Below are 23,317 nucleotides of genomic sequence, written 5' to 3'. Positions count from 1 at the left end.
ACGGGCCGTGCGGCGTACGCAGGCCCAGGCTGCAAAAAAGTGCAGTCATTCTACTGTAACCCGATCGGGGTGGGTAGCGCGGATCGCCATGCTTAAGCGGTTCTTAAGAACCTTGTGGTGCAATGGCGCCAAGACTCAAAAGGGATACTCATGCGAATTCTGTTGATCGAAGATGACAAACTGATCGGGGACGGCATCAAGGCCGGGCTGACCAAACTCGGCTTCAATCTGGACTGGTTCACCGACGGCGCCGTCGGCAAAAATGCGCTGGACAGCGCGCCGTACGACGCGGTGATCCTCGATCTCAGCCTGCCGGGCCTCGACGGCCTGGATCTGCTGCGCCAGTGGCGCCAGGCCGGGCAGGACGTGCCGGTGCTGATCCTCACCGCCCGCGATGCGCTGGAGCAGCGGGTCAGCGGGTTGCAAAGCGGTGCCGACGATTATCTGTGCAAGCCGTTCGCGCTGGCCGAAGTGGCGGCGCGCCTGCAGGCGCTGATCCGCCGTCGCCACGGCCAACTGATGCCGCAGCTGACGCATGGCAACGTGGTGTTCGACAGCGCCACCCGCAGCGTGAGCTGCAACGGCGAGCCGGTGACGCTGACGCCGCGCGAATTGGCGGTACTGGAGCTGTTTCTGCACAACAAAGGGCGCGTGCTGGCGCGGCCGTTGATTCAGGAGAAACTGTACAACTGGGACGACGAAGTGAGCAGTAACGCGGTGGAGGTGCATATTCACCACCTGCGGCGCAAGCTGGGTAACGGCTTCATCCGTACCATCCACGGCGTGGGTTACACGCTGGGGGATGCGCCGTGAAGCGTCTCAGCCTGCGGCTGCGCCTGATCCTGATCTTCAGCCTGCTGGCGCTGCTGACCTGGTGCACCGCCAGCGTGGTGGCCTGGGTGATGTCGCGCAATACCATCAACGAAGTGTTCGACACCCAACAGATGCTGTTCGCCAAACGGCTGGCGACCGCCAACCTCGGCGATCTGTTGGCCGATGAAAGCGCGCGCAGCCTGCCGAAAACCAAGAAGCTGGTGCATCACGGCAAGCGCGGCGAGCAGGACGACGACGCGCTGGCGTTCGCCATCTTCGATCGCCAGGGCAAGATGCTGCTCAACGACGGCGAGAACGGTGCCGACTTCCTGTTTGATGGGGAGCGTGAGGGGTTTACCGACGGCGAGCGCAAAGGCGATGACGACAGCTGGCGCCTGGTGTGGCTGACCAGCCCGGACGGGCGCTACCGCATCGTGGTCGGCCAGGAGTGGGATTACCGGCGCGATATGGCGCTGGGCATGGTGACCGGCCAACTGGTGCCCTGGCTGGTGACGCTGCCGGTGCTGATGCTGCTGATCGCGCTGATGGTCGGGCGCGAGCTGCGGCCATTGCGCACGGTAGCCGCCGGTTTGCGCCGGCGCGCGCCCGATGATGCGACGCCGCTGGACGCGCGCCAGGTGCCGACCGAGGTGCGCCCGCTGGTGGATGCGCTCAATGCGCTGTTCGCCCGCATCAATGCGTTGCTGGTGCGGGAGCGACGTTTCACCTCCGATGCCGCGCACGAGTTGCGCAGCCCGCTGGCGGCGCTGCGGGTGCAGACCGAAGTGGTGCAGCTGGCGGGGGACGATGCGCCGATGCGCGAGCACGCGCTGGACAATCTGACGCTCGGCATCGATCGCGCCACCCGGCTGGTGGATCAACTGCTGACGCTGTCGCGGCTGGATTCGCTGTCGGATCTGGCCGAACTGGCGCCGATCGACTGGAACAATCTGGTGACGATGACCCTGGCGGAACAGGATCGGCAGGCGCATGCGGCGGGCGTGACGCTACGCTATGAACATCGGGGAACGCCGCCGCCGCGTCAGGGAGAAACCTTGCTGCTGTCGCTGCTGTTGCGCAATCTGCTGGACAACGCGGTGCGCTATACCCCGCAGGGCGGCGTCGTCACCGTGACGTTGAGCGAACGTTCGTTGACGGTGGAGGACGACGGTCCGGGTGTCACCACTGAGCATCTGGCGCGGCTCGGAGAGCGCTTCTATCGCCCGCCGGGGCAGGAACAGACCGGCAGCGGGCTGGGGCTCTCGATCGTACAGCGTATTGCCGGCTTGCATGGTTTACAGATCAGTTTTGCCAATCGCCCGGCGGGGGGATTTGTCGCGCGGTTGGCGCTGTAGGCGGGTCAGGATTTCGGTTTTGGCGAGTGCCACAGCGCCATGCCGTTTTCCGGCACGCGCTTGAGGCAGCTGGCGAGCGGTTCGCCATCGGGGAAAATCAGATCGGGGGCGATTTCCGCCAGCGGGTAGAGCATGAATTCGCGCTCTTTCAGGCCGTAATGCGGCACCGTCAGGCGATCGGTATGGATCACCTTGTCGCCGTACAGCATGATGTCCAGATCGAGCGTGCGCGGCCCCCAGCGTTCATCCTTGCGCACGCGCCCCTGATTGCGTTCTATCGCCTGGGTATGGTCGAGCAGCTGTTCGGGCGGCAACAGGGTATCCAGTGCCACCACCGCATTGAGAAAGTCCGGCTGGTTTTGCGGCCCCAGCGGCTTGGTGCGGTAAAACGAAGAACAGGTGACCAGCCGGGTGCGCGGGAGATGCTCCAGCGCCTCCAGCGCGGCGTTAACCTGTTGCAGCGGCTGCGCCAGGTTGCTGCCCAGCGCGATATAAACGCGGATCATTATGCCCCTTCTTTACGCGGTGCCCGGCGGCGAGGGCGGCGTTGGCGCGCGCGGCGCGGCGCCGGATCGTCACCCAGGGTGCTCAGCATGGCTTTCTGCCGCGCCGGCGTGGCGTCCTGGAACTCGCCCCACCACTCGGCCAGACGCAACATTTCCTGATTGTCTTCCACTTCCGCACGCAGTGCCAGCAAATCATAGGCGGCGCGGAATTTCGGATGCTCCATCAGTTTGTGTGCGCGTTTGCCCTGGCGGCGGGACAGGCGCAGCTGCAGCTGCCAGATATCGCGCACCAGCGTGGTGATGCGTTTCGGAATGGCCAGCGAGCGGCACTGCTCGTCGAGCACGTCGTTCATCGCCAGCGCGAAGGCGTCGTAGTAGGCCAGGCCGCTTTCCTGTGCCAGCTTCTGCGCGTGCTCCAGCAGCGGGTACCACAGCATGGCGGCGAACAGGAACGCCGGGTTGACGCGCATGTCGTTCTGCAGACGGTGATCGGTGTTCTTCAGCACCTGCACCAGAATGCGCTCCATCGGCGTATCGTGGTTCGGCGTGAAGTTACGGGCGATCAGCGGGAACAGCGGTTGGAACAGCTGGTATTCGCACAGCTTCAGGTAGGTCTGGAAACCGTAACCCGCCTGCAGCAGCTTGAGGGATTCTTCGAACAGGCGCGCCGGCGGGATCTCATGCAGCAGCGAGGCCAGGCGCGGGATCGGCTCGGCGGTCTCTTCGCTGATGCGCATGTCCAGCTTGGCGGCGAAGCGCACCGCGCGCAGCATGCGCACCGGATCTTCGCGGTAGCGGGTTTCCGGATCGCCGATCAGGCGGATCACGCCTTGCTTCAGATCGTTCAGGCCGCCGACGTAATCGCGCAGGGTGAAATCCGCCACGCCGTAGTACAGGCTGTTGATGGTGAAATCACGGCGCTGGGCGTCTTCCTCGATCGAACCGAAGATATTGTCGCGCAGCAGCATGCCGTTTTGCGCCTGCTGGGAGGAATTCTTGTCGGATTCCTGATTCTGTTCGTGGTGACCGCGGAAGGTGGCCACTTCGATGATCTCCGGCCCGAACATCACGTGCGCCAAGCGGAAACGGCGGCCGACCAGGCGGCAGTTGCGGAACAGCTTGCGCACTTGCTCCGGCGTGGCGTTGGTGGTGATGTCGAAGTCTTTCGGCTTTTTGCCGAGCAACAGATCGCGCACCCCGCCGCCGACCAGATAAGCCTCGTAGCCGGACTTGTTCAGGCGATAAAGCACTTTCAGCGCATTTTCACTGATGTCTTTGCGCGAAATCGAGTGCTGTTCGCGCGGGATCACGGTCATCGAGTCGTTGCTCTCGGCGATAGGAAAAGGCGGACGCTTGCGCGGCGTTGAGCGTCGGGCAGGGGCGTTGCTGCCGTTATCGGCGGCGCGCGGCTGCGGCGCAGGGCGGCTTGGCGCCGCGGCACGCTCTTCGCGGACTACGTTTTTATCGCCGGCCGCCGCGTCGTCGCGGGGCAGCTTGTCATCGCGGGTCAGTACCTTACGACAGAAGTTGGCTACTCGGGTAAAAATGGTACACCTCGATAGTGACTGATAAAAATGGAGCTAACAAAAAATAGCGGCTAATCATAGCTCACCATGGCTCCTTTGAGAATGCCGGCGTGTTTTCATCCAGAGGGATAGCCTCCTGACGCGGCACGTTTTCCAACCGCCAGTGTTCGATCGCCCAGCTCAATAATAATGGCAGGTCAAGATCTTGCCAGCTTTCCGGCAGCGGTTGGCGCAGAAATTTCAGCGCGGCGATCAGCACCGGGCGCGGATCGCCGGCGGGCAACGCCGGCGCATGATTTTGCTTCGACAGCTTGATGCCGTTGGCGCCCAGAGCCAGCGGCAGATGCACATAGGCGGGCACCGGCGCCTGCAGCTGGCGGTAGAGGGCAATTTGGCGCACCGTCGGTTCGATCAGATCGGCGCCGCGGACAATCTCGGTCACGCCCTGAAAATGGTCGTCGATCACCACCGCCAGGTTGTAGGCGAACAGCCCATCGCGGCGGCGAATGATAAAGTCTTCCCCCGCCAGCGCCGGATCGGCGTGCAATTCTCCCTGCAGGCGATCGTGGAACCGGTAAACGGGGGCGGTCTGACGCAAGCGGATAGCGGCACCCTGCGGGCCGAGCTGCAAATCGCGGCAGTGGCCGTCGTACAATCCGCCGATGTGCTGGATGCGGCTGCGGGTGCAGGTGCAGTAATAGCTGAGCCCCTGGCGCTGCAACAGATCCAGCGCGGCGCGATAGGCGTCATGACGTTGGGATTGATAGATGACCTGGCCGTCCCAGTGGAGACCATAATGTTCCAGCGCGGACAGGATGCGAGCGGCGGCGCCGGGGACTTCACGCGGCGGGTCGATATCTTCGATGCGAACCAGCCACTGCCCGCGTTGGGCGCGAGCCTGAAGGTAGCTTCCCAGAGCGGCAATCAGCGAACCGAAATGCAGATCCCCGGAAGGCGATGGGGCAAAGCGCCCCACATAATGACTTTCTTGCATATCAGAGGGGAGAGGTTCCCTTTTCTCTGTGCGGCGCACGTGGATGCGCACGCCGCAGCGGTAACAACGGTATTAGCCGGCCATCTGCTTTTCGCGGATCTCAGCCAGCGTCTTGCAGTCGATGCACAGATCGGCGGTCGGACGCGCTTCGAGGCGACGAATACCGATCTCCACGCCACAAGATTCGCAGTAGCCGAAATCATCGTCTTCCACTTTCTTCAGCGTTTTCTCGATCTTTTTGATCAGTTTGCGTTCACGGTCACGGTTACGCAGTTCAAGGCTGAACTCTTCTTCCTGAGTGGCACGGTCGGCCGGATCAGGGAAGTTGGCTGCCTCTTCTTGCATATGCGATACAGTACGGTCCACTTCGTCCCTGAGCTGGTTGCGCCACGCTTCAAGAATGCGCTTGAAATGCGACAACTGGGCGTCGTTCATGTACTCTTCGCCCGGCTTCTCTTGGTACGGCTCCACCCCAGCGATGGCGAGAATGCTCAAGGACGAGGTTTTACGGTTTTGCCCTTCTTGCATGTTGCTTCTCCTACATACACACGCACTATCGAATCCCCAATGCGGGGGAAAAACAGGCCGCTATAAATAACAGAAGGAAGGTAGGTTGGCAATTATTCCTGTCGCCCGCTTGACAATCGTGTGAAGGAGGGCGTATTTGGCGATCGTGCTGGCCGGTTGTCTATTTATAGGGACCCGACTGCGCTAATCGATAAAAAACGGCAGCTTATCGCAGAGATAAATACCGTCAGGTGATAACTTTGCCCCGTAGCAAACCACTTCCACTCCCAACTGCCGGACCTGTGCCAACAGCGCCGCATAGCGCTCATCTATATGATGTGCCGGTGCGACCTGCTCAATACCGCTGTGTAACACGGCAAAGAACAACACCGCCCGTTGCCCGCTTTCAACCACGCTGAGCAACTCACGCAGGTGCTTTTGCCCTCTGAGCGTTACCGCATCAGGAAAGTAACCACGTTGTTGTTGCAGTAATGTGACTGACTTAACTTCAATATAGCAGTTAACCCGATTTTCTGCCTGTAATAACAAATCGATACGGCTGTTTTCACCGCCGTATTTCACCTCGCCGCTGATTTTACTGTAACCGGATAATTCATTGATTAAATTATGTTCAATCGCCTCGCGCACCAGCGCGTTGGCGCGCAGGGTATTGACGCAGATCCAGTGCCCCTGTTGGGTATGGGTCAACTCCCAACTGTGGGCGTATTTGCGCTTGGGATTGTCCGAGGTGGAGTACCAAACGGTGTCGCCGGGCGTGGCGCAGCCGGTCATTGCGCCGGTATTGGCGCAGTGCAGCGTAAAGGTTTCCCCTTCCGGGGTGATCACGTCCGCCAGAAAGCGTTTGTAACGTTTGATCAGCGTGGCGGAACGCAGCGGTGGAGAGAAAATCATGCGGATGCCTGTTTGGCCAGCGGCCACTGTTCGAGGTGTTGATAGCGGGTGCGGCCGTTTTCGAACACCGACTCATATAAGGAAAAGGCGTCGGCGCTGAACGCCCAGCCCGGCGTCGCCGGCGGGAGCGCCACCGGCTGGGTGGCGGCGCGCAGCAGCGTGATGTGCGGATGGAACGGCAGCGCGCTTTGATGGCAGCCGCTGCGTGCGGCCTGCGAACGCAGCAGCTCGGCCAGCTGCAGCAGCCCGCGCGGCGCGCGGCGGGTGCCGAGCCAGACCACGCCGGGGCGCGGCCAATGGCCGAGATCGTCGAGCCGCATGCTGAACCCGGGTTGTACGATGCGGCCGGCCAGTTTGCGCAGCGCCAGCTCTTTCTGCGCGCTGACCTCGCCGAGAAACGCCAGCGTCAGGTGCAAATTGGCCGCCGCCACCGGCCGGCCAGCCTCCGGCGCAAACGCCTCGGCGCGCCAGCGGACCACCTGCTGTTGCAGGGCGTCAGGCAAGGACAGGGCGAAAAACAGGCGGCGCGAATTGGACATAAGGACTCGGCAAATGCATGACAAAACGGTCGGGAACAGCGGTAAACGTTACTGGCAGCGGCCCCGCGAGCGACGCGGCGCACGAATGAGCTCCGTACTATAGCTAACGACGCCGCAGTTTGAAAGGCTACGGGGACAAAGCTAATGCTACACTGTACGCCGTTTAACGCTAACCACTACGGAGAATTCAGTGTCTTCATTGCCCGTCAGCGCGGTGCTCGATGAGTTGCTGGCTGCGCTGCAGTCTGCCCCGCAGGTGCTGTTGCACGCCCCGACCGGCGCCGGTAAATCCACCTGGTTGCCGCTGCAGATCCTGGCTAAGGCCGGGTTGCCGGGGCGCATTATCATGTTGGAGCCGCGGCGGCTGGCGGCGAAAAACGTCGCCTATCGCCTGGCGCAGCAACTGGGGGAGGAGCCTGGTCAGACCGTGGGCTACCGCATGCGCGCCGAAAGCAAAAGCGGGCCGCAAACCCGACTGGAAGTGGTGACGGAAGGCATTCTCACCCGCATGCTGCAGCAGAATGCCGAGCTGCAGGGCGTGTCGTTGGTGATCCTCGATGAGTTCCATGAACGCAGCCTGCAGGCCGATTTGGCGCTGGCGTTGCTGCTCGACGTGCAGCAAGGGCTGCGCGACGATCTGAAACTGCTGATCATGTCGGCCACTTTGGATAACGCTCGCCTGTCGCAGTTGCTGCCGGAAGCGCCGGTAGTGGTGTCCGAGGGGCGCAGTTTCCCGGTTGAACGCCTGTATCAGCCGTTGGCCAGCCATCAGCGGCTGGAGGACGGCGTAGCGGCGGCGGTGAAGCGGTTGCTGGCCGAACAGCCGGGATCTTTGCTGCTGTTCCTGCCGGGCGTGGCGGAGATCAATCGGGTGCTGGAGCGATTGACCGGCGAGGTGGCGAGCGATATCGATCTTTGCCCGCTGTATGGTGCCTTGCCTCTGGCGCAACAGCAAAAAGCGATTCAACCGGCGCCGCCTGGCCGCCGCAAGGTGGTGCTGGCGACCAACATTGCCGAAACCAGCCTGACGATCGAGGGCATTCGGCTGGTGGTGGACAGCGGCCTGGAGCGCGTGGCGCGTTACGACGTGCGCAACGGTTTGACACGGCTGGCGACGCAGCGCATCAGTCAGGCCTCGATGGTACAGCGTGCCGGGCGCGCCGGGCGCCTGGAGCCGGGCCTTTGCTGGCATCTGTTCGCCAAAGAGCAGGCGGAACGCGCGGTGGAACATGCTGAGCCGGAAATTTTACAGAGCGATCTCACCGGCTTCTGGCTCGAGCTGCTGCAGTGGGGGTGCCATGATCCGGCGCAGCTGACCTGGCTTGACGTGCCTCCGGCGGCGGCATTGGCGGCGGCCAGGGCGTTGCTGCAGCGGCTGGGGGCCACGGATGACGGCGATAAACTCACCGCGCCGGGGCGCCAAATGGCCGCGTTGGGATGCGAGCCGAGGCTGGCGGCGATGCTGGTCGCCGGCGCGGCGCTGAGCGCCGACGGCCTGGCGACGGCGGCGTTGTTGGCGGCGTTGCTGGAAGAACCGCCGCGCGGCGGGCAGATGGATATCGGTTATTGGCTGAGCCGCCCGCAGCCGAACTGGCGGCAGCGCGCCGCGCAGTTGGCCAAACGTCTGCCGCAACGTGCGGGGCAAGTTGACGCCGATTTGGCGCCGCGGCTGTTGGCGCTGGCATTTACCGATCGCATCGCCCAGCGTCGCGGTCAGGACGGCCGCTACTTGCTGGCTAACGGCATGGGGGCGGCGATGAACCAGGATGAGGCGCTGTCGCGCGCGCCCTGGCTGATCGTCCCCAGCCTGTTGCAGGGCCACAACAGCCCCGATGCGCGAATCCTGTTGGCGTTGCCGGTGGACATCGAAGCGCTGGCGGCACAGCTGCCGGCGATGGTCATGCAGCGCACGGCGGTGGAATGGGATGAAGAGAAGGGCACGCTGCGCGCCTGGAAGCGCCAGCAGATCGGCCGTCTGACGCTGCGCGCTCAGCCGCTGGCCAAACCGGCGGACGAAGAGCTGCAGCAGGCGCTGCTCGATTGGGTGCGCGCGCAGGGGCTGGCGGTGCTCAACTGGGAGGGCGCCGCCGAACAATTGCGGGTGCGCCTGCAGTGCGCGCAAGCCTGGCTGCCGGAGGCGGAGTGGCCGGCGATGGACGAAGAACCTCTGCTGGCGGCGCTGGATCAGTGGCTGCTGCCGTCGCTGAACGGCGTGCGCGATCTGCGTGGCTTGAAGCAGGTCAACCTCGCCGAGGCGTTGTCCCGCCTGCTGGACTGGCAGCAAAAGCAGCGGCTGGATAATGCGCTACCCACTCATTACACTGTGCCGACCGGCAGCCGCCTGCCGATCCGTTATGAGGCCGGCAAACCGCCGGCGCTGGCGGTGCGTTTGCAGGAGATGTTCGGCGAGCAGCGCAGCCCGATGTTGGCGGAGGGTCGCATCCCGGTGGTGCTTGAGTTACTCTCACCGGCGCACCGGCCGTTGCAAATCACCGGCGATCTGGCGGCCTTCTGGCAAGGCGCCTACCGCGAGGTGCAAAAAGAGATGAAGGGCCGCTACCCGAAACACGTGTGGCCGGACGATCCGGCCACGGCGGTACCGACGCGCCGAACGAAGAAATATCAGTAGGTCGCGATCATTCAAGGTTTGGAATTCAGATGTTTCTTCTGGTCAGCGCTGCGGCGTCGGCACAGATTAAGCGACTAATCATGGCCGGCAGTGTCGGCAAGCTCGGAGAACAACAGCCATGGCTGGGGATGACCGCGAGCCCATCGGGCGCAAAGGAAAACAACCAAAAAGCACCGCGTCGCGCAAGCCGCCGCGCCGTCGCCGAGACGACGATTATGACGATTACGAAGAAGACGAGTATGACGATGATGAGTATGAAGAGGAGGAGGAACGCATGCCGCGTAAGGTAAAAGCGACTCCGCCGCGTAAAAAACGCCGCTGGCTCGGCCTGTTTATCAAACTGATCCTGGTGCTCGCCGTCCTGTTGGCGATCTACGGCGTCTACCTGGACTCGCAGATCCGCAGCCGCATCGACGGCAAAGTCTGGCAATTGCCGGCGGCGGTGTACGGCCGCATGGTCAACCTGGAACCGGGCATGCCGTACAGCAAGAAGGAGATGGTCAACCTGCTGGAAGGCATGCAGTACCGTCAGGTCAGCCGCATGACGCGTCCGGGCGAGTTTACCGTACAGGCCAACAGCATCGAGATGCTGCGCCGCCCGTTCGACTTCCCGGATGGTAAAGAAGGGCAGATCCGCGCCCGCCTCGATTTCCAGAACAACCGCCTGGCGAAGATCGAAAACCTGGACAGCGGCCGCAGCTTCGGCTTCTTCCGCCTCGATCCGCGTCTTATCACCATGCTGCAGTCGCCGAACGGTGAACAGCGCCTGTTCGTGCCGCGCTCCGGTTTCCCGGATCTGTTGGTGGATACGCTGATCGCCACGGAAGACCGCCACTTCTATGAGCATGACGGCATCAGCCCGTACTCCATCGGCCGCGCGGTGCTGGCCAACCTGACCGCCGGCCGCGCGGTGCAGGGCGGCAGTACCCTGACGCAGCAGCTGGTGAAGAACCTGTTCCTGACCAACGAACGTTCGCTGTGGCGTAAGGCCAACGAAGCCTATATGGCGCTGTTGGTCGATTACCGTTACAGCAAGGATCGCATTCTGGAGCTGTATCTGAACGAGGTGTATCTCGGCCAGAGCGGCAGCGACCAGATCCGCGGCTTCCCGCTGGCCAGCCTGTATTACTTCGGCCGCCCGGTGGACGAGCTGAGCCTCGATCAGCAGGCGCTGCTGGTCGGCATGGTCAAGGGCGCGTCGCTGTACAACCCGTGGCGTAACCCGAAACTGGCGCTGGAACGCCGCAACCTGGTGCTCAAACTGCTGCAGAACCAGGGTGTGATCGACGGCGAGCTGTATGACATGCTGAGCGCGCGTCCGCTGGGCGTGCAGCCGAAAGGCGGCGTCATTACGCCACAGCCGGCGTTTATGCAGATGGTGCGCCAGGAACTGCAGAGCAAGCTGGGCGATAAGGTCAATGACCTGTCCGGCGTGAAGATTTTCACCACGCTGGATCCGGTGTCGCAAGACGCGGCGGAAAAAGCGGTCGAAGACGGCATCCCGGCACTGCGCGCAGCGCGTCACCTGCAGGATCTGGAAGCGGCGATGGTGATCGTCGATCGCTTCAGTGGCGAAGTGCGCGCCATGGTCGGCGGCGCCAACCCGCAGTTCGCCGGTTTCAACCGCGCCATGCAGGCGCGCCGTCTGGTCGGCTCGCTGGCCAAGCCGCCGACGTACCTGACCGCGCTGTCCGAACCGGATAAATACCGCCTCAACACCTGGCTGGCGGATGCGCCGCTGTCGCTGAAACAGCCGAATGGCGCCGTCTGGCAACCGAACAACTATGATCGCAAATTCCGCGGTCAGGTGATGCTGGTGGATGCGTTGGCCAACTCGCTGAACGTGCCGACGGTGAACCTCGGCCTGTCCGTCGGGCTGGATCAGATCAGTGCCACGCTGCAACGCCTCGGGATCCCGAAAGCGGAGATCAACCCGGTGCCTTCGATGCTGCTGGGGGCGATCGGCCTGACGCCGATGGAAGTGGCGCAGGAGTACCAGACCATCGCCAGCGGCGGTAACCGTGCGCCGCTGTCGGCGGTGCGTTCGGTGATCGCCGAAGACGGCACGGTGCTGTACCAGAGCTTCCCGCAGGCGGAACGCATGGTGCCGGCGCAGGCCGCTTACCTGACGCTGTACGCGATGCAGCAGGGCGTGGCGCGCGGGACCTCCCGCTCGCTGTCGGTGAAGTTCCCGAACTACAACCTGGCGGCGAAAACCGGTACCACCAACGATCTGCGCGACAGCTGGTTCGCCGGCATCGACGGCAAGGAAGTGGCGATCGCCTGGGTCGGGCGCGATAACAATGGCCCGGCCAAGCTGACCGGCGCCAACGGCGCGTTGACCCTGTATCGCCGTTATCTGGAAAACCAGACGCCGCTGCCGCTGATGCTGCAGCCGCCGGAGGGCATTAACCAGATGAGCATCGACTCTGCCGGCAACTTTATCTGCGGCGGCGGCAGCTGGCGCACCATCCCGGTCTGGACCGACAATCCGCAGGGACTGTGTCAGGCCAGCCAGGCGGCGGTGCAGCAACAGCAGCAACCGGCGGCGGGGGAGCAAAAAGATGGCGATGGCGTCGCCGGCTGGATCAAGGATATGTTCGGCCAGTAATCGCTACCGGGGCGTCGGCCCCGGTGAAAGTTTTTTCTTTGTTATTAAGCCCGTAACCTTGGTTGCGGGCTTTTTTATTTTTCTGCTTGTTTTATTTCCCTGCTAACCGCAAGGCTAAGCGTCTAATCCTTAACCTATTTGCCCTATGAATTCGGCTTGCAGTTTAATTTGGCTTCTGCATAAAATGCGACGCTTATAATAATTATTATCGTTTACATTCGTCATTTAATTATTCATCAGAGAAATCAACTATGCCGACCAAGCGTCTTCCACCATTCGCGGCCAAGCAGGGCCGCCTCCCCGTCAGCGCGTTAGCGATCACCGTCGCCGCGGCGCTGGGCACGCTGGCGATGCCGGCTTTTTCCGCCGACGCCAAGCCGGCCGCCAAGGAAGACACGATTACCGTTGTGGGCGGTAGCAACACCGCCCAGCAGGAAAGCGCCTGGGGGCCGGTCGGCACCTATGTCGCCAAGCGCAGCGCCACCGGCACCAAAACCGATACGCCGATCGAGAAGAACCCGCAGTCCGTTTCCGTGGTAACGCGTGAAGAGATGGACATGCGCCAACCGGATACGGTGAAGGGCGCACTGGCCTATGCGCCGGGCGTATTCGCCAGCCGTGGCAGCTCCACGACCTATGACGCGGTGGCAATCCGCGGCTTCCCGGCCACCAACACCACCCAGTATCTGGATGGCCTGCGGTTGCTGGGCGACAACTACAGCGAAGCGTCCATCGATCCTTATTTCCTCGAACGCGCCGAACTGCTGCGCGGCCCGGTCTCGGTGCTGTACGGCAAAAGCAACCCGGGCGGTTTGGTCTCGATGGTCAGCAAGCGGCCAACCACCGAGCCGCTGCGCGAAATCCAGTTCAAGATGGGCAGCGACAACCTGTTCCAGACCGGTTTCGATTTCAGCGACGCGCTGGACGATCAGGGCATCTATTCCTATCGCCTGACCGGCCTGGCGAAAGACAGCGATACGCAGCAAAACATGAGCAAAGAGAAGCGCTATGCGATCGCGCCGTCCTTTAGCTGGCGCCCGGATGACAAAACCAACTTCACGCTGCTGGCCAACATTCAAAACGATCCCTATACCGGTTATTACGGCTGGCTGCCGAAGCAGGGCACGCTGATCCCGTTGCCGGACGGCAGCAAACTGCCGACCGATTTCAACGAAGGCGAAGCCAGCAACTATATGGCGCGCAAGCAGCGGATGATTGGGTACAGTTTCGAACACGCCTTCAACGATACCTGGGCGGTGCGCCAGAACCTGCGTTATATGCAGGTGGACACCGATATGAAGAGCATCTACGGATTTGGCTTGTCATCACCGACGACGATCAATCGCGCTTATGTTCAGTCGAAAGAGCACCTGAACAATTTTGCGGTTGATACTCAGGCGCAGGCGAAGGTGAAAACCGGCGATATCGACCATACGCTGTTGTTTGGCGTAGATTATTCGCGTATGCGCAACGATATCAATTCTGACTATGGTTCCGCAGACGGCCTGAGCATGACCCAGCCGCAGTATGGCAATGATGTGGTCAATATCAACTTCCCATACAAGTATTTGAACCGTCAGGAGCAAACCGGCCTGTATGTGCAGGAGCAAGGGGAGTGGAACCAGTGGCTGTTGACGCTGGGCGGGCGCTATGACTGGGCGAAAACGTCGGCCAATAACCGCGTTCTCGGGTACACCAACGAACGCTCCGATGGGCAGTTTACCTGGCGCGGCGGATTGAATTACCTGTTCGACAACGGCGTGACGCCGTATTTCAGCTACAGCGAGTCGTTTGAACCGACCCTCGATACGTCAATCAACGGCCAGACCTTTAAGCCCTCGATCGGCAAGCAGTATGAAGCCGGTGTGAAATACGTGCCGAAGGATCGCCCAATCGTGCTGACCGGCGCGCTGTACCAACTGACCAAGAACAACAACCTGACGCCGGATCCGGATAACGCGCAGTTCAGCGTGCAGAGCGGCGAGATCCGTTCGCGCGGCGTGGAGCTGGAAGCCAAGGCGGCGTTGAATGCCAACGTCAACCTGATCGCCTCCTATACCTACACCGATGCGAAGTACACCAAGGACAATACCTATCAGGGCAAACCGACTGTCGAGGTGCCGAAACACATGGCGTCGCTGTGGGCGGATTATACCTTCCACGAAACGGCGGTGAGCGGCCTGACGCTGGGTTCCGGCGTGCGTTACGTCGGCTCCAGCTCGAGCTTCAACAGCGATAACTCCACCTTCAAGGTGCCGGACTACACGCTGGTGGACGCGACCATTAAATACGATCTGGCGCGCTTTGGCCTGCCGGGTTCGTCCGTGGGCGTCAACATCAACAACCTGTTCGACAAGACCTACGTGTCGAGCTGCTACCGCGACTACGCCTGCTACTGGGGCGCAGAACGCCAGGTGGTCGCCACCGCAACCTTCCGTTTCTAACCGGATAGCCGGGGCGGCGCCGCGTCGCCCTGGACAAAGCAGGATCTATGCAGGACAAACTTCTTAATCCCGGCGCGACCTTCGCGCTGGATAACGCCAGTTTCGCCGTCCCCGGCCGGGTGCTGCTGCAACCGCTGTCGCTCAGTTTTCCCCAGGGAAAAGTCTGCGGCCTGATCGGCCATAACGGTTCCGGTAAATCCACCCTGTTGAAACTGCTCGGGCGGCACCATGCGCCCAGCGGCGGCCTGGTCTTGCTCAATCAGCAGCCGTTGGCGCAGTGGGACAGCAAATCTTTCGCCCGCCAGGTGGCCTACCTGCCGCAGCAATTGCCGGCGGCGGAAGGCATGACGGTGCGCGAGCTGGTGGCCGTCGGCCGTTATCCGTGGCATGGCGCGCTGGGGCGTTTTGGCGCCAACGATCGTCAACAGGTGGAAGAGGCCATCGCGCTGGTGGGCTTGAAGCCGTTCGCCAACCGGCTGGTGGACAGCCTGTCCGGCGGCGAGCGCCAACGCGCCTGGCTGGCGATGATGGTGGCGCAGGACAGCCGCTGCCTGCTGCTCGACGAACCGACCTCGGCGCTGGATATCGCGCACCAGGTCGAGGTGCTGGCGCTGATCCAGCGCTTGAGCCGCGAACGCGATCTCACGGTGATCGCCGTACTGCACGACATCAACATGGCGGCGCGCTACTGTGACCATTTGGTGGCGCTTCGCGGCGGTGAAATGATCGCCCAGGGCGGCCCGCTGGAGCTGATGCAGGGGCCGGTGCTAGAGCAAATTTACGGTATTCCTATGGGCACGTTGCCGCATCCGAGCGGCGGCGCGCCGGTGAGTTTTGTCTACTGATGTCCTCTACATTCACTTCTTCTCACGATCCGCTGCGTCGCCGTTTGTTGATGGCGCTGGCGCTGTCGCCGCTGTTGGGTTCGTTGCCCGGCCGAGCGGCGGATGCGCCGCCGGATATCGCGCGCGTTGCGGCGCTGGAATGGTTGCCGATCGAGCTGCTGTTGGCATTGGGCGTGACGCCGCTGGCGGTGGCCGATGTGCATAACTATAACCTGTGGGTGGCGGAGCCAAAGCTGCCGGCGACGGTGGTCGACGTCGGCCAGCGCACCGAACCGAACCTCGAACTGCTGCAGCAACTGCAGCCTTCGCTGGTGTTGTTGTCGCAAGGCTATGGTCCAACGCCGCGCAAAATCCAACCCATCGCGCCAACCATGAGCTTCGGCTTCAACGACGGCAGCGGCAAACCGCTGACCGTCGCCCGCCAGTCGCTGCTGGCGCTGGGCCAGCGGTTGGGCATAGAAAGCCGGGCGGTAAACCACCTGGCGCAGTTCGACAGCTTTATGCAGGACGCGCGTCAGCGCCTGCAAAGCTACACCCGGCAACCGCTGCTGTTGTTTTCTCTGATCGACACGCGCCATGCGCTGATCATCGGCCAGAAAAGTCTGTTCCAGGAAGCGATGGATCAACTCGGCATTCGCAATGCCTGGCAGGAGCCAACCGACTTTTGGGGCACGGCGGTGGTGGGGATTGAACGATTGGCCACGGTGCGTAACGCCCGGGTCATTTATCTCGATCACGGCAATCAGGCGATGATGGACAAGGTCAGCGCGACGCCGCTGTGGCAGTCGTTGCCCTTCGTGCGGCAAAACCAGCTGCGGCAGGTGCCGGCGGTGTGGTTCTATGGCGCTACGCTGTCGACGATGCGGTTTTGCCGCCTGTTGGCGCAGGCTCAGGAGAGTGCGTCATGAATGCGGGCATCCGGAAATTGCCGCTGACGCTGATCCTGCTGTTGCTGGCGGCGGCAGGCGGTTTGACGATATATAACCTGGTGCAGCAGCTGCCGCCGGCGCAATGGGCGCGGGCGCTCAGCGCGCCGGACATCGACGACGTGCGGCAAATGCTGTTCCATTACAGCCTGCTGCCGCGGTTGACGGTGTCACTGTTGGCCGGCGCCGGTCTGGGGTTGGTTGGCGTGCTGTTCCAGCAGGTGTTGCGCAATCCGTTGGCGGAACCGTCGACGCTCGGCGTGGCCGCCGGCGCGCAGCTCGGCCTGACCATCGCCACGTTGTGGGTGCTGCCGGGAGGCGAGTTCACCCGCCAGTTGGCCGCTATGGTGGGGGCGATTGTGGTGGGCGGGCTGGTGTTCGGCGTCGCCTGGGGCAAGCGGATGTCGCCGGTGACGCTGATTCTGGCCGGGCTGGTGCTGGGGTTGTATTGCGGCGCGGTCAACAGCCTGCTGGCGCTGTTTCATTACGATCAACTGCAGGGCATGTTCCTGTGGGGCACCGGCGCGCTGAACCAACAGGATTGGAGCGCGGTGCAGTTTATCCTGCCGCGTTTGCTGGTGGCCAGTGCGCTGGCGGCGCTATTGCTGCGCCCGCTGACGCTGCTGGGGCTGGACGACGGCGTGGCGCGCAACCTGGGGTTGGGGCTGTCGATGGCGCGCTTCTGCGCCCTGGGGTTGGCCATTATCTTCAGCGCCATGCTGGTGAGCGCGGTGGGCGTTATCGGCTTTATCGGCCTGTTTGCGCCGCTGATGGCGAAGATGCTGGGCGCGCGCCGTCTGGCGCACCGCATGATGCTGGCGCCGTTGCTGGGGGCGCTGTTGCTGTGGTTGACCGATCAGGTGATGCTCGGGGTGACGCAGGTGTGGCGTGAAATCCCGACCGGTGCGGCCACCGCGCTGTTCGGCGCGCCGCTGCTGCTGTGGCTGCTGCCGCGTTTGCGCAGCGCCGCCACGCCGCCGCCGATGAACCTGGGCGACAAGGTGCCTGCCGAGCGCGGGAATCTGCCCGGCTGGATCCTGCTGGGTGGCCTCGTATTGCTGATCGGCCTGACGCTGGCGCTGATGCTGGGCAAAAACGCCGGCGGCTGGCACTGGAGCCTGGGGGCAGAACTGGACGCCTTGCTGCCGTGGCGCTGGCCGCGGGTGCTGTCGGCGTTGGCCGCGGGCATGATGCTGGCGGTCGCCGGCACGCTGATTCAGAAACTGACCGGCAACCCGATGGCCAGCCCGGAAGTGTTGGGCATCAGTTCCGGCGCCGCTTTTGGCGTCGTGATGATGTTGTTTATGGTGCCGGGCGACGCCTTCGTTTGGCTGCTGCCCGCCGGCAGTCTGGGGGCGGCTGTTACGCTGCTGATCATCATGATCGCCGCCGGCCGCGGCGGTTTCTCGACGGAACGCATGTTGCTCGCCGGTATCGCGCTCAGCACCGCCTTTACCACCGTCATCTTCCTGCTGTTGGCCAGCGGCGATCCGCGTATGGGGGGCTTGCTGACCTGGCTCTCCGGCTCGACCTATTCGGTGGAGCCGGCGCAGGCGCTGCGCACCGCGCTGGTGGCCGCCGGCCTGATGGTATTGGCGCCGCTGTGCCGCCGTTGGCTGACCATCCTGCCGCTTGGCGGCGCTACCGCTCGTTCGGTGGGGATCGCCTTGACACCTGCGCGATTGACCATCCTGTTGCTGGCCGCCACGCTGACCGCCATGGCGACCCTGACCGTGGGGCCGCTGAGCTTTGTCGGGCTGATGGCGCCGCATATGGCGCGCATGCTGGGCTTCCGCCGCGCGCTGCCGCAGATGGTGATCGCCGCGCTGCTGGGCGGCTTGCTGATGGTGTTTGCCGACTGGTGCGGGCGGATGCTGCTGTTCCCGTATCAGATCCCCGCCGGGTTACTGGCGACCTTTATCGGCGCGCCGTACTTCGTTTATCTGTTGCGTAAGCAGACGTCGTAATCGGCATCTCGGCCGTGCTTTTTCTGCCATCAAAGGCTCAGCGTCGCTGAGCCTTTTTTTATTTTTCATGGTGTTGTAAGGCGCTGCGAGCGGTCGCGCAAAAATGATATTGCGTGCGAAAAGGAACACGAGGCGTGGTGGTGAGATGAATATACTGCGGGCGGGTGCTCTGGATCTTTGTATCTAGAGCCTGCGTGAAAGATACAAAGAGAAAAGCCCCGAGTCGATATTCATCAACCCGAGGCCTACTCTAACGCATCACAACGTTAAGTTAGCCTCTTACCCGCCGCGAGGCAAGGAGAAGAAGGCATGATGCCGAACAAACGGAGCCTGTTAAAATTGGTGGTTATTTGTGCCACAGTAATATCACTGGCATGGATAACCCGCAGCACGCTGTGTGAGCTGCGTATCCGATCGGGCACTACGGAGGTTGCGGCCATTTTGGCTTACGAATCCGAACGGTAAGGCAACCCGGCGGCGGGGGCAGTGCCTCCGCTTGCTGGCAGTCGATGCGTTGATCCGGGAGCACCCATCCGCTCAAAAAAAACGGCGAGCCTTGGCTCGCCGTTTTTCATGTTGATGTCGGGGCTTATTTCAGGCCGGCGGCATCGCGCAGCAGCTCAGCTTTGTCGGTCGCTTCCCATGGGAAGTGCTCGCGGCCGAAGTGGCCGTAGGCGGCGGTTTCGCGGTAGATCGGCTGCAGCAGATCCATCATCTGGATCAGGCCGTATGGGCGCAGATCGAAGAATTCGCGCACCAGCAGCGTCAGCTGTTCGGTTGGCACTTTCTCGGTACCGAAGGTTTCCACCATGATGGAAGTCGGTTCCGCTACGCCGATAGCGTAAGAAACCTGGATCTCGCAGCGATCGGCCAGGCCGGCGGCGACGATGTTTTTCGCCACGTAGCGCGCCGCGTAAGCCGCGGAACGGTCAACCTTGGACGGATCCTTACCGGAGAAGGCGCCGCCGCCGTGGCGAGCCATGCCGCCGTAGGTGTCGACGATGATCTTACGGCCGGTCAGGCCGCAGTCGCCCATCGGGCCGCCGATAACGAAACGGCCGGTCGGGTTGATGTGGTATTTGGTGCCCGCCGTCAGCCATTCCGCCGGCAGTACCGGCTTGATGATCTCTTCCATCACCGCTTCTTGCAGATCTTTCAGCGCGATGTCTTCGGAATGCTGGGTGGACAGAACGACGGCGTCGATGCCGACGATTTTGCCGTCGTCGTATTGGAAGGTCACCTGGCTCTTCGCGTCCGGGCGCAGCCACGGCAGGGTGCCGTTTTTACGCACTTCGGACTGGCGCTGCACCAGACGGTGTGCGTAGGTCACCGGAGCCGGCATCAGCACGTCGGTTTCGTTGGTGGCGTAGCCAAACATCAAGCCCTGATCGCCGGCGCCCTGTTCGAGAGGATCGGTACGGTCAACGCCCTGATTGATATCCGGGGATTGCTTGCCGATAGCGCTCAATACTGCGCAGGAGTTGGCGTCAAAGCCCATGTCCGAATGAACGTAGCCGATCTCGCGCACGGTCTTGCGGGTGATCTCTTCGATATCGACCCAGGCGCTGGTGGTGATTTCACCGCCGACCAGGACCATGCCGGTTTTCACGTAGGTTTCGCAGGCGACGCGCGCCTTCGGATCTTGTTCCAGGATGGCGTCGAGGACGGCATCGGAGATCTGGTCGGCGATTTTATCGGGATGTCCTTCGGAGACGGATTCGGACGTGAAGAGGTGTTTAGCCATTGTGTTCTTTACCTTGCATAAGACGGGTTAGAAATTACTGCACAGCGCTGGAGATCCGGCATCGAAGCGAAGGGTCTTCCGCTGATGGCGCGAGATGCATCCTGCAACGCCCCTCAGGCAAAGCCGTTAAGCAGTTTATCAGTTAACCAGTATAGATGGATTAACATCTGGACGTCTATTTTAGGTCAGGGTTTAGCCAGATTGCCAGTAATTTTTTGCGCTTTCGCTCTTTTGCGCAAACGGGTTGGCGCCATTTTCATCGCTTGAAACAGTTTTCGGCGAATTTTCATTTTGCTTTTTCACCTGCTTACCGGTATAAACTGCGCGCGCGGTTCATTTGCTGCACAGTACGGCGGTCTGGCGTGGGGGAAGGTACGATAAACTTCCGCTTTGCATTCGCCGGCATTGCGCTATTATCCGTCGCGGGCGTTCGCCGTGGCGCCGCCGCTTCATCGAACGGTCACGTTCTTACACTATTTTAGAGGCTGGGTCGTTCACTCCGAACGGCGCGCGTGGAGGTGGTTGGATTAATGATCCGTTGTCTACCGGTTGTTGGTTCCCAACAGCAGTGCCGTTCTGGCGCACATTCTTCTGCTATTTCCCGTCTTGTCTCTCTGTCACTTACCAGGTGCGATAAACACTTGGCCGCTACTCAGGATTCTCGGGCCGGCTAACGGTCGTCTGAAGAACTGAACAAGGGTAGCCTGCAGCCTTCCTGTGGGATGTTTCTTGGCCCGATTCACGAGGTTTGAACAGGGTGTCTTACAATTATATGAGTGATAAACCGATCGCTGACTGCGAACGGCAGTTCTCTTCGCTGCCGCCGGCGCGGCTTGTTGGGTTGTTCTCGCGGGTTGTAGCTGCGATAGTGGCTGGCGGTTTCGTCAGTACGGAATGTGAGGCGAACCATGTCTGATGATCTGTTGATTCACCGTCCGCCGGTTGCGGGCGAGTCTTTATCTTTGCGCTCCATGCAGGAGGTTGCCATGAATGATCGTAATGCCAGCAAGATGCTGCGTACTTATAACGTCGCCTACTGGGGCAACAATTACTATGACGTCAACGAGCTGGGCCATATCAGCGTGTGCCCGGATCCGGATGTCCCGCAGGCGCGCGTCGATCTGGCAGAACTGGTGAAAACGCGCCAGCAAGACGGCCAACGTCTGCCGGCGCTGTTCTGCTTCCCGCAGATCCTTCAGCATCGCCTGCGTTCGATCAACGCCGCGTTCAAACGCGCGCGCGAGTCCTTCGGTTACCAGGGCGGCTATTTCCTGGTGTATCCGATCAAGGTGAACCAACATCGCCGCGTGATTGAATCGCTGGTGAATTCCGGCGAACCGCTGGGGCTGGAAGCCGGCTCCAAGGCCGAGCTGATGGCGGTGCTGGCGCATGCCGGCATGACCCGCTCGGTGATCGTCTGTAACGGTTATAAAGATCGTGAATACATTCGCCTGGCGCTGATCGGGGAAAAGCTGGGGCACAAGGTGTATCTGGTGATCGAAAAGATGTCCGAGATCAACCTGGTGCTGGAAGAAGCCGAACGCTTGAACGTCATACCGCGCCTGGGCGTGCGTGCGCGTCTGGCGTCGCAAGGCTCCGGCAAATGGCAGTCGAGCGGCGGCGAAAAATCCAAATTCGGTCTGGCGGCGGTGCAGGTGCTGAAGCTGGTGGAGACCCTGCGCGAAGCGGGCCGTCTCGACAGCCTGCAGTTGCTGCACTTCCACCTGGGCTCGCAGCTGGCCAACATTCGCGATATCGCCACCGGCGTGCGCGAATCGGCGCGCTTCTACGTTGAGCTGCACAAGCTGGGCGTCAACATTCAGTGCTTCGACGTGGGCGGCGGTTTGGGCGTCGACTACGAAGGCACCCGCTCGCAGTCCGATTGCTCGGTCAACTACGGCCTGAACGAATACGCCAACAACGTGATTTGGGGCATCGGCGACGCCTGTAACGAACACGGCCTGCCGCACCCGACGGTGATCACCGAGTCCGGCCGCGCCGTGACCGCGCACCACACGGTGCTGGTCTCCAACGTGATCGGCGTAGAGCGCAACGAATTCAGCGAACCGCAGCCGCCGGAAGCCGACGCGCCGCGCGCGCTGGAAAGCATGTGGGAAACCTGGCTGGAAATGAACGAGCCGGAGAACCGCCGCTCGCTGCGCGAATGGCTGCACGACAGCCAGATGGATCTGCACGACGTGCATACCCAATACGCGCACGGCATGCTGGACCTGACCAAACGCGCCTGGGCCGAGCAGCTGTATCTGAACATCTGCAACAAGATCCAGCAGCAGCTCGATCCGAGCAACCGCGCGCACCGCCCGATCATCGATGAGCTGCAAGAGCGCATGGCGGACAAGTTCTACGTCAACTTCTCGCTGTTCCAGTCGATGCCGGATGCCTGGGGCATCGACCAGCTGTTCCCGGTGCTGCCGCTGGAAGGGCTGGATAAGCCGCCGGAAGGCCGTGCGGTGCTGCTCGACATCACCTGCGACTCCGACGGCACCATCGACCATTACGTCGACGGCGACGGCGTGGCGACCACCATGCCGATGCCGCCGTACGATCCGGAGAACCCGCCGGCGCTGGGCTTCTTCATGGTCGGTGCGTATCAGGAGATCCTCGGCAACATGCACAACCTGTTCGGCGACACCGCCTCGGTTGACGTGTACGTGTTCCCGGACGGCAGCGTCGAGACCGAATTGTCCGACGAGGGCGACACCGTGGCGGACATGCTGGAGTACGTGCAGCTCGATCCGAGCGCGCTGCTGTCCAAATTCCGCGATCAGGTCAAAGAAACCGATCTGGACAGCGAGCTGCAGGCGCAGTTCCTGGAAGAGTTTGAAGCCGGCCTGTACGGTTACACGTATCTGGAAGACGAGTAACCGCCCTCTTCAGGGGGGCGATGTCGGCCCCCTTGAAGCATGAGCAAAATGCGGCCATAATCTGCCGTATCGGTAGCACCGAAACACACATCGAATAAATCCCTTTCTCGTCGG

Annotated in this window: 17 protein-coding genes; 10 read left to right on the top strand and 7 right to left on the bottom strand. The window is 62.0% G+C overall.

Going from position 1 to position 23,317, the window contains the following annotated elements:
• Positions 1–150 precede the first annotated feature (150 nt).
• Together qseB and qseC are read left to right on the top strand one after the other, a co-directional pair.
• A complete protein-coding gene (qseB, locus tag ACJ8QF_RS16325; RefSeq protein WP_004937550.1) occupies positions 151–813 on the top strand; it encodes a quorum sensing response regulator transcription factor QseB in 663 nt (220 codons plus the stop codon).
• Positions 810–2,168 (top strand): quorum sensing histidine kinase QseC, encoded by a 1,359-nt coding sequence (qseC, locus tag ACJ8QF_RS16320; protein ID WP_049189046.1) that lies wholly within the window; start codon positions 810–812, stop codon positions 2,166–2,168. The genes qseB and qseC overlap by 4 nt, the downstream gene beginning before the upstream one ends.
• Positions 2,169–2,173: 5 nt before the next feature.
• Here qseC and folK read toward each other — a convergent pair whose 3' ends face one another.
• The 6 genes from folK to thpR form a co-directional block, all read right to left on the bottom strand.
• The gene (gene folK, locus ACJ8QF_RS16315; RefSeq protein WP_004937558.1) at positions 2,174–2,674 is read right to left on the bottom strand and encodes a 2-amino-4-hydroxy-6-hydroxymethyldihydropteridine diphosphokinase; all 501 of its coding nucleotides are present in this window, start codon (positions 2,672–2,674) and stop codon (positions 2,174–2,176) included.
• Positions 2,674–4,221 carry a polynucleotide adenylyltransferase PcnB gene (pcnB, locus tag ACJ8QF_RS16310; protein WP_071591451.1) on the bottom strand — a complete coding sequence of 516 codons (1,548 nt, stop codon included), beginning with the start codon at positions 4,219–4,221 and terminating at the stop codon, positions 2,674–2,676. The genes folK and pcnB overlap by 1 nt, the downstream gene beginning before the upstream one ends.
• A 61-nt stretch (positions 4,222–4,282) precedes the next feature.
• Positions 4,283–5,194 (bottom strand): tRNA glutamyl-Q(34) synthetase GluQRS, encoded by a 912-nt coding sequence (gene gluQRS, locus ACJ8QF_RS16305; protein WP_004937564.1) that lies wholly within the window; start codon positions 5,192–5,194, stop codon positions 4,283–4,285.
• Positions 5,195–5,266: 72 nt separating this feature from the next.
• Positions 5,267–5,722 carry an RNA polymerase-binding protein DksA gene (gene dksA / locus ACJ8QF_RS16300; RefSeq protein WP_004937569.1) on the bottom strand — a complete coding sequence of 152 codons (456 nt, stop codon included), beginning with the start codon at positions 5,720–5,722 and terminating at the stop codon, positions 5,267–5,269.
• A 183-nt stretch (positions 5,723–5,905) separates the two neighbouring features.
• Positions 5,906–6,613 (bottom strand): DNA/RNA nuclease SfsA, encoded by a 708-nt coding sequence (gene sfsA / locus ACJ8QF_RS16295; protein WP_004937572.1) that lies wholly within the window; start codon positions 6,611–6,613, stop codon positions 5,906–5,908.
• Positions 6,610–7,152: an RNA 2',3'-cyclic phosphodiesterase gene (thpR, locus tag ACJ8QF_RS16290; RefSeq protein ID WP_004937575.1), complete on the bottom strand. Its 543-nt coding sequence runs from the start codon at positions 7,150–7,152 to the stop codon at positions 6,610–6,612. Before thpR ends, sfsA begins: the two co-directional genes overlap by 4 nt.
• A gap of 190 nt (positions 7,153–7,342) precedes the next feature.
• Between thpR and hrpB the strand changes: the two genes are divergently transcribed.
• The 7 genes from hrpB to ACJ8QF_RS16255 all read left to right on the top strand — a co-directional run bounded on the left by hrpB (position 7,343) and on the right by ACJ8QF_RS16255 (position 19,039).
• Positions 7,343–9,781 carry an ATP-dependent helicase HrpB gene (gene hrpB / locus ACJ8QF_RS16285; protein WP_442537686.1) on the top strand — a complete coding sequence of 813 codons (2,439 nt, stop codon included), beginning with the start codon at positions 7,343–7,345 and terminating at the stop codon, positions 9,779–9,781.
• A gap of 118 nt (positions 9,782–9,899) precedes the next feature.
• A complete protein-coding gene (gene mrcB / locus ACJ8QF_RS16280; RefSeq protein WP_265261060.1) occupies positions 9,900–12,392 on the top strand; it encodes a bifunctional glycosyl transferase/transpeptidase in 2,493 nt (830 codons plus the stop codon).
• A gap of 251 nt (positions 12,393–12,643) precedes the next feature.
• Positions 12,644–14,836 carry a ferrichrome porin FhuA gene (gene fhuA, locus ACJ8QF_RS16275; RefSeq protein WP_044030509.1) on the top strand — a complete coding sequence of 731 codons (2,193 nt, stop codon included), beginning with the start codon at positions 12,644–12,646 and terminating at the stop codon, positions 14,834–14,836.
• A 47-nt stretch (positions 14,837–14,883) separates the two neighbouring features.
• On the top strand, positions 14,884–15,681 hold the full coding sequence (fhuC, locus tag ACJ8QF_RS16270; protein WP_131165528.1) for a Fe3+-hydroxamate ABC transporter ATP-binding protein FhuC: 798 nt from the start codon (positions 14,884–14,886) through the stop codon (positions 15,679–15,681).
• Positions 15,681–16,589, top strand: a complete 909-nt coding sequence (gene fhuD, locus ACJ8QF_RS16265; RefSeq protein ID WP_044030511.1) for a Fe(3+)-hydroxamate ABC transporter substrate-binding protein FhuD — start codon at positions 15,681–15,683, stop codon at positions 16,587–16,589. Before fhuC ends, fhuD begins: the two co-directional genes overlap by 1 nt.
• Complete coding sequence (fhuB, locus tag ACJ8QF_RS16260; protein ID WP_004937592.1) at positions 16,586–18,574, top strand: Fe(3+)-hydroxamate ABC transporter permease FhuB; 1,989 nt, start codon at positions 16,586–16,588, stop codon at positions 18,572–18,574. Before fhuD ends, fhuB begins: the two co-directional genes overlap by 4 nt.
• Positions 18,575–18,886: 312 nt before the next feature.
• Positions 18,887–19,039, top strand: coding sequence for a Hok/Gef family protein (locus tag ACJ8QF_RS16255; RefSeq protein WP_004937610.1), 153 nt, complete (start codon positions 18,887–18,889; stop codon positions 19,037–19,039).
• A 124-nt stretch (positions 19,040–19,163) separates the two neighbouring features.
• On the opposite strand, the gene metK is transcribed toward ACJ8QF_RS16255, so the two are convergent.
• Positions 19,164–20,318: a methionine adenosyltransferase gene (gene metK / locus ACJ8QF_RS16250; protein ID WP_004937596.1), complete on the bottom strand. Its 1,155-nt coding sequence runs from the start codon at positions 20,316–20,318 to the stop codon at positions 19,164–19,166.
• 908 nt (positions 20,319–21,226) lie between these two features.
• On the opposite strand from metK, the gene speA reads away from it, so the two are divergent.
• Positions 21,227–23,203, top strand: a complete 1,977-nt coding sequence (speA, locus tag ACJ8QF_RS16245) for a biosynthetic arginine decarboxylase (protein WP_004937600.1) — start codon at positions 21,227–21,229, stop codon at positions 23,201–23,203.
• The last annotated feature ends 114 nt before the right edge of the window (positions 23,204–23,317 follow it).

This window comes from Serratia sp. CY81684 (assembly GCF_052166595.1).
Classification (GTDB): domain Bacteria; phylum Pseudomonadota; class Gammaproteobacteria; order Enterobacterales; family Enterobacteriaceae; genus Serratia; species Serratia nematodiphila.
The sequence above is the reverse complement of the archived record's forward strand: the minus strand, read 5'-3'. Positions and strand labels throughout refer to the sequence as shown.

Excerpts from the sequence above, each read along its gene's own strand:
- thpR (WP_004937575.1), bottom strand. The coding sequence starts at position 7,152 with ATGTCCAATTCGCGCCGCCTGTTTTTCGCCCTGTCCTTGCCTGACGCC.
- sfsA (WP_004937572.1), bottom strand. The coding sequence starts at position 6,613 with ATGATTTTCTCTCCACCGCTGCGTTCCGCCACGCTGATCAAACGTTAC.
- folK (WP_004937558.1), bottom strand. The coding sequence starts at position 2,674 with ATGATCCGCGTTTATATCGCGCTGGGCAGCAACCTGGCGCAGCCGCTG.
- fhuB (WP_004937592.1), top strand. The coding sequence starts at position 16,586 with ATGAATGCGGGCATCCGGAAATTGCCGCTGACGCTGATCCTGCTGTTG.
- fhuC (WP_131165528.1), top strand. The coding sequence starts at position 14,884 with ATGCAGGACAAACTTCTTAATCCCGGCGCGACCTTCGCGCTGGATAAC.
- fhuA (WP_044030509.1), top strand. The coding sequence starts at position 12,644 with ATGCCGACCAAGCGTCTTCCACCATTCGCGGCCAAGCAGGGCCGCCTC.
- ACJ8QF_RS16255 (WP_004937610.1), top strand. The coding sequence starts at position 18,887 with ATGCCGAACAAACGGAGCCTGTTAAAATTGGTGGTTATTTGTGCCACA.
- metK (WP_004937596.1), bottom strand. The coding sequence starts at position 20,318 with ATGGCTAAACACCTCTTCACGTCCGAATCCGTCTCCGAAGGACATCCC.
- mrcB (WP_265261060.1), top strand. The coding sequence starts at position 9,900 with ATGGCTGGGGATGACCGCGAGCCCATCGGGCGCAAAGGAAAACAACCA.
- speA (WP_004937600.1), top strand. The coding sequence starts at position 21,227 with ATGTCTGATGATCTGTTGATTCACCGTCCGCCGGTTGCGGGCGAGTCT.
- gluQRS (WP_004937564.1), bottom strand. The coding sequence starts at position 5,194 with ATGCAAGAAAGTCATTATGTGGGGCGCTTTGCCCCATCGCCTTCCGGG.
- dksA (WP_004937569.1), bottom strand. The coding sequence starts at position 5,722 with ATGCAAGAAGGGCAAAACCGTAAAACCTCGTCCTTGAGCATTCTCGCC.
- qseB (WP_004937550.1), top strand. The coding sequence starts at position 151 with ATGCGAATTCTGTTGATCGAAGATGACAAACTGATCGGGGACGGCATC.
- fhuD (WP_044030511.1), top strand. The coding sequence starts at position 15,681 with ATGTCCTCTACATTCACTTCTTCTCACGATCCGCTGCGTCGCCGTTTG.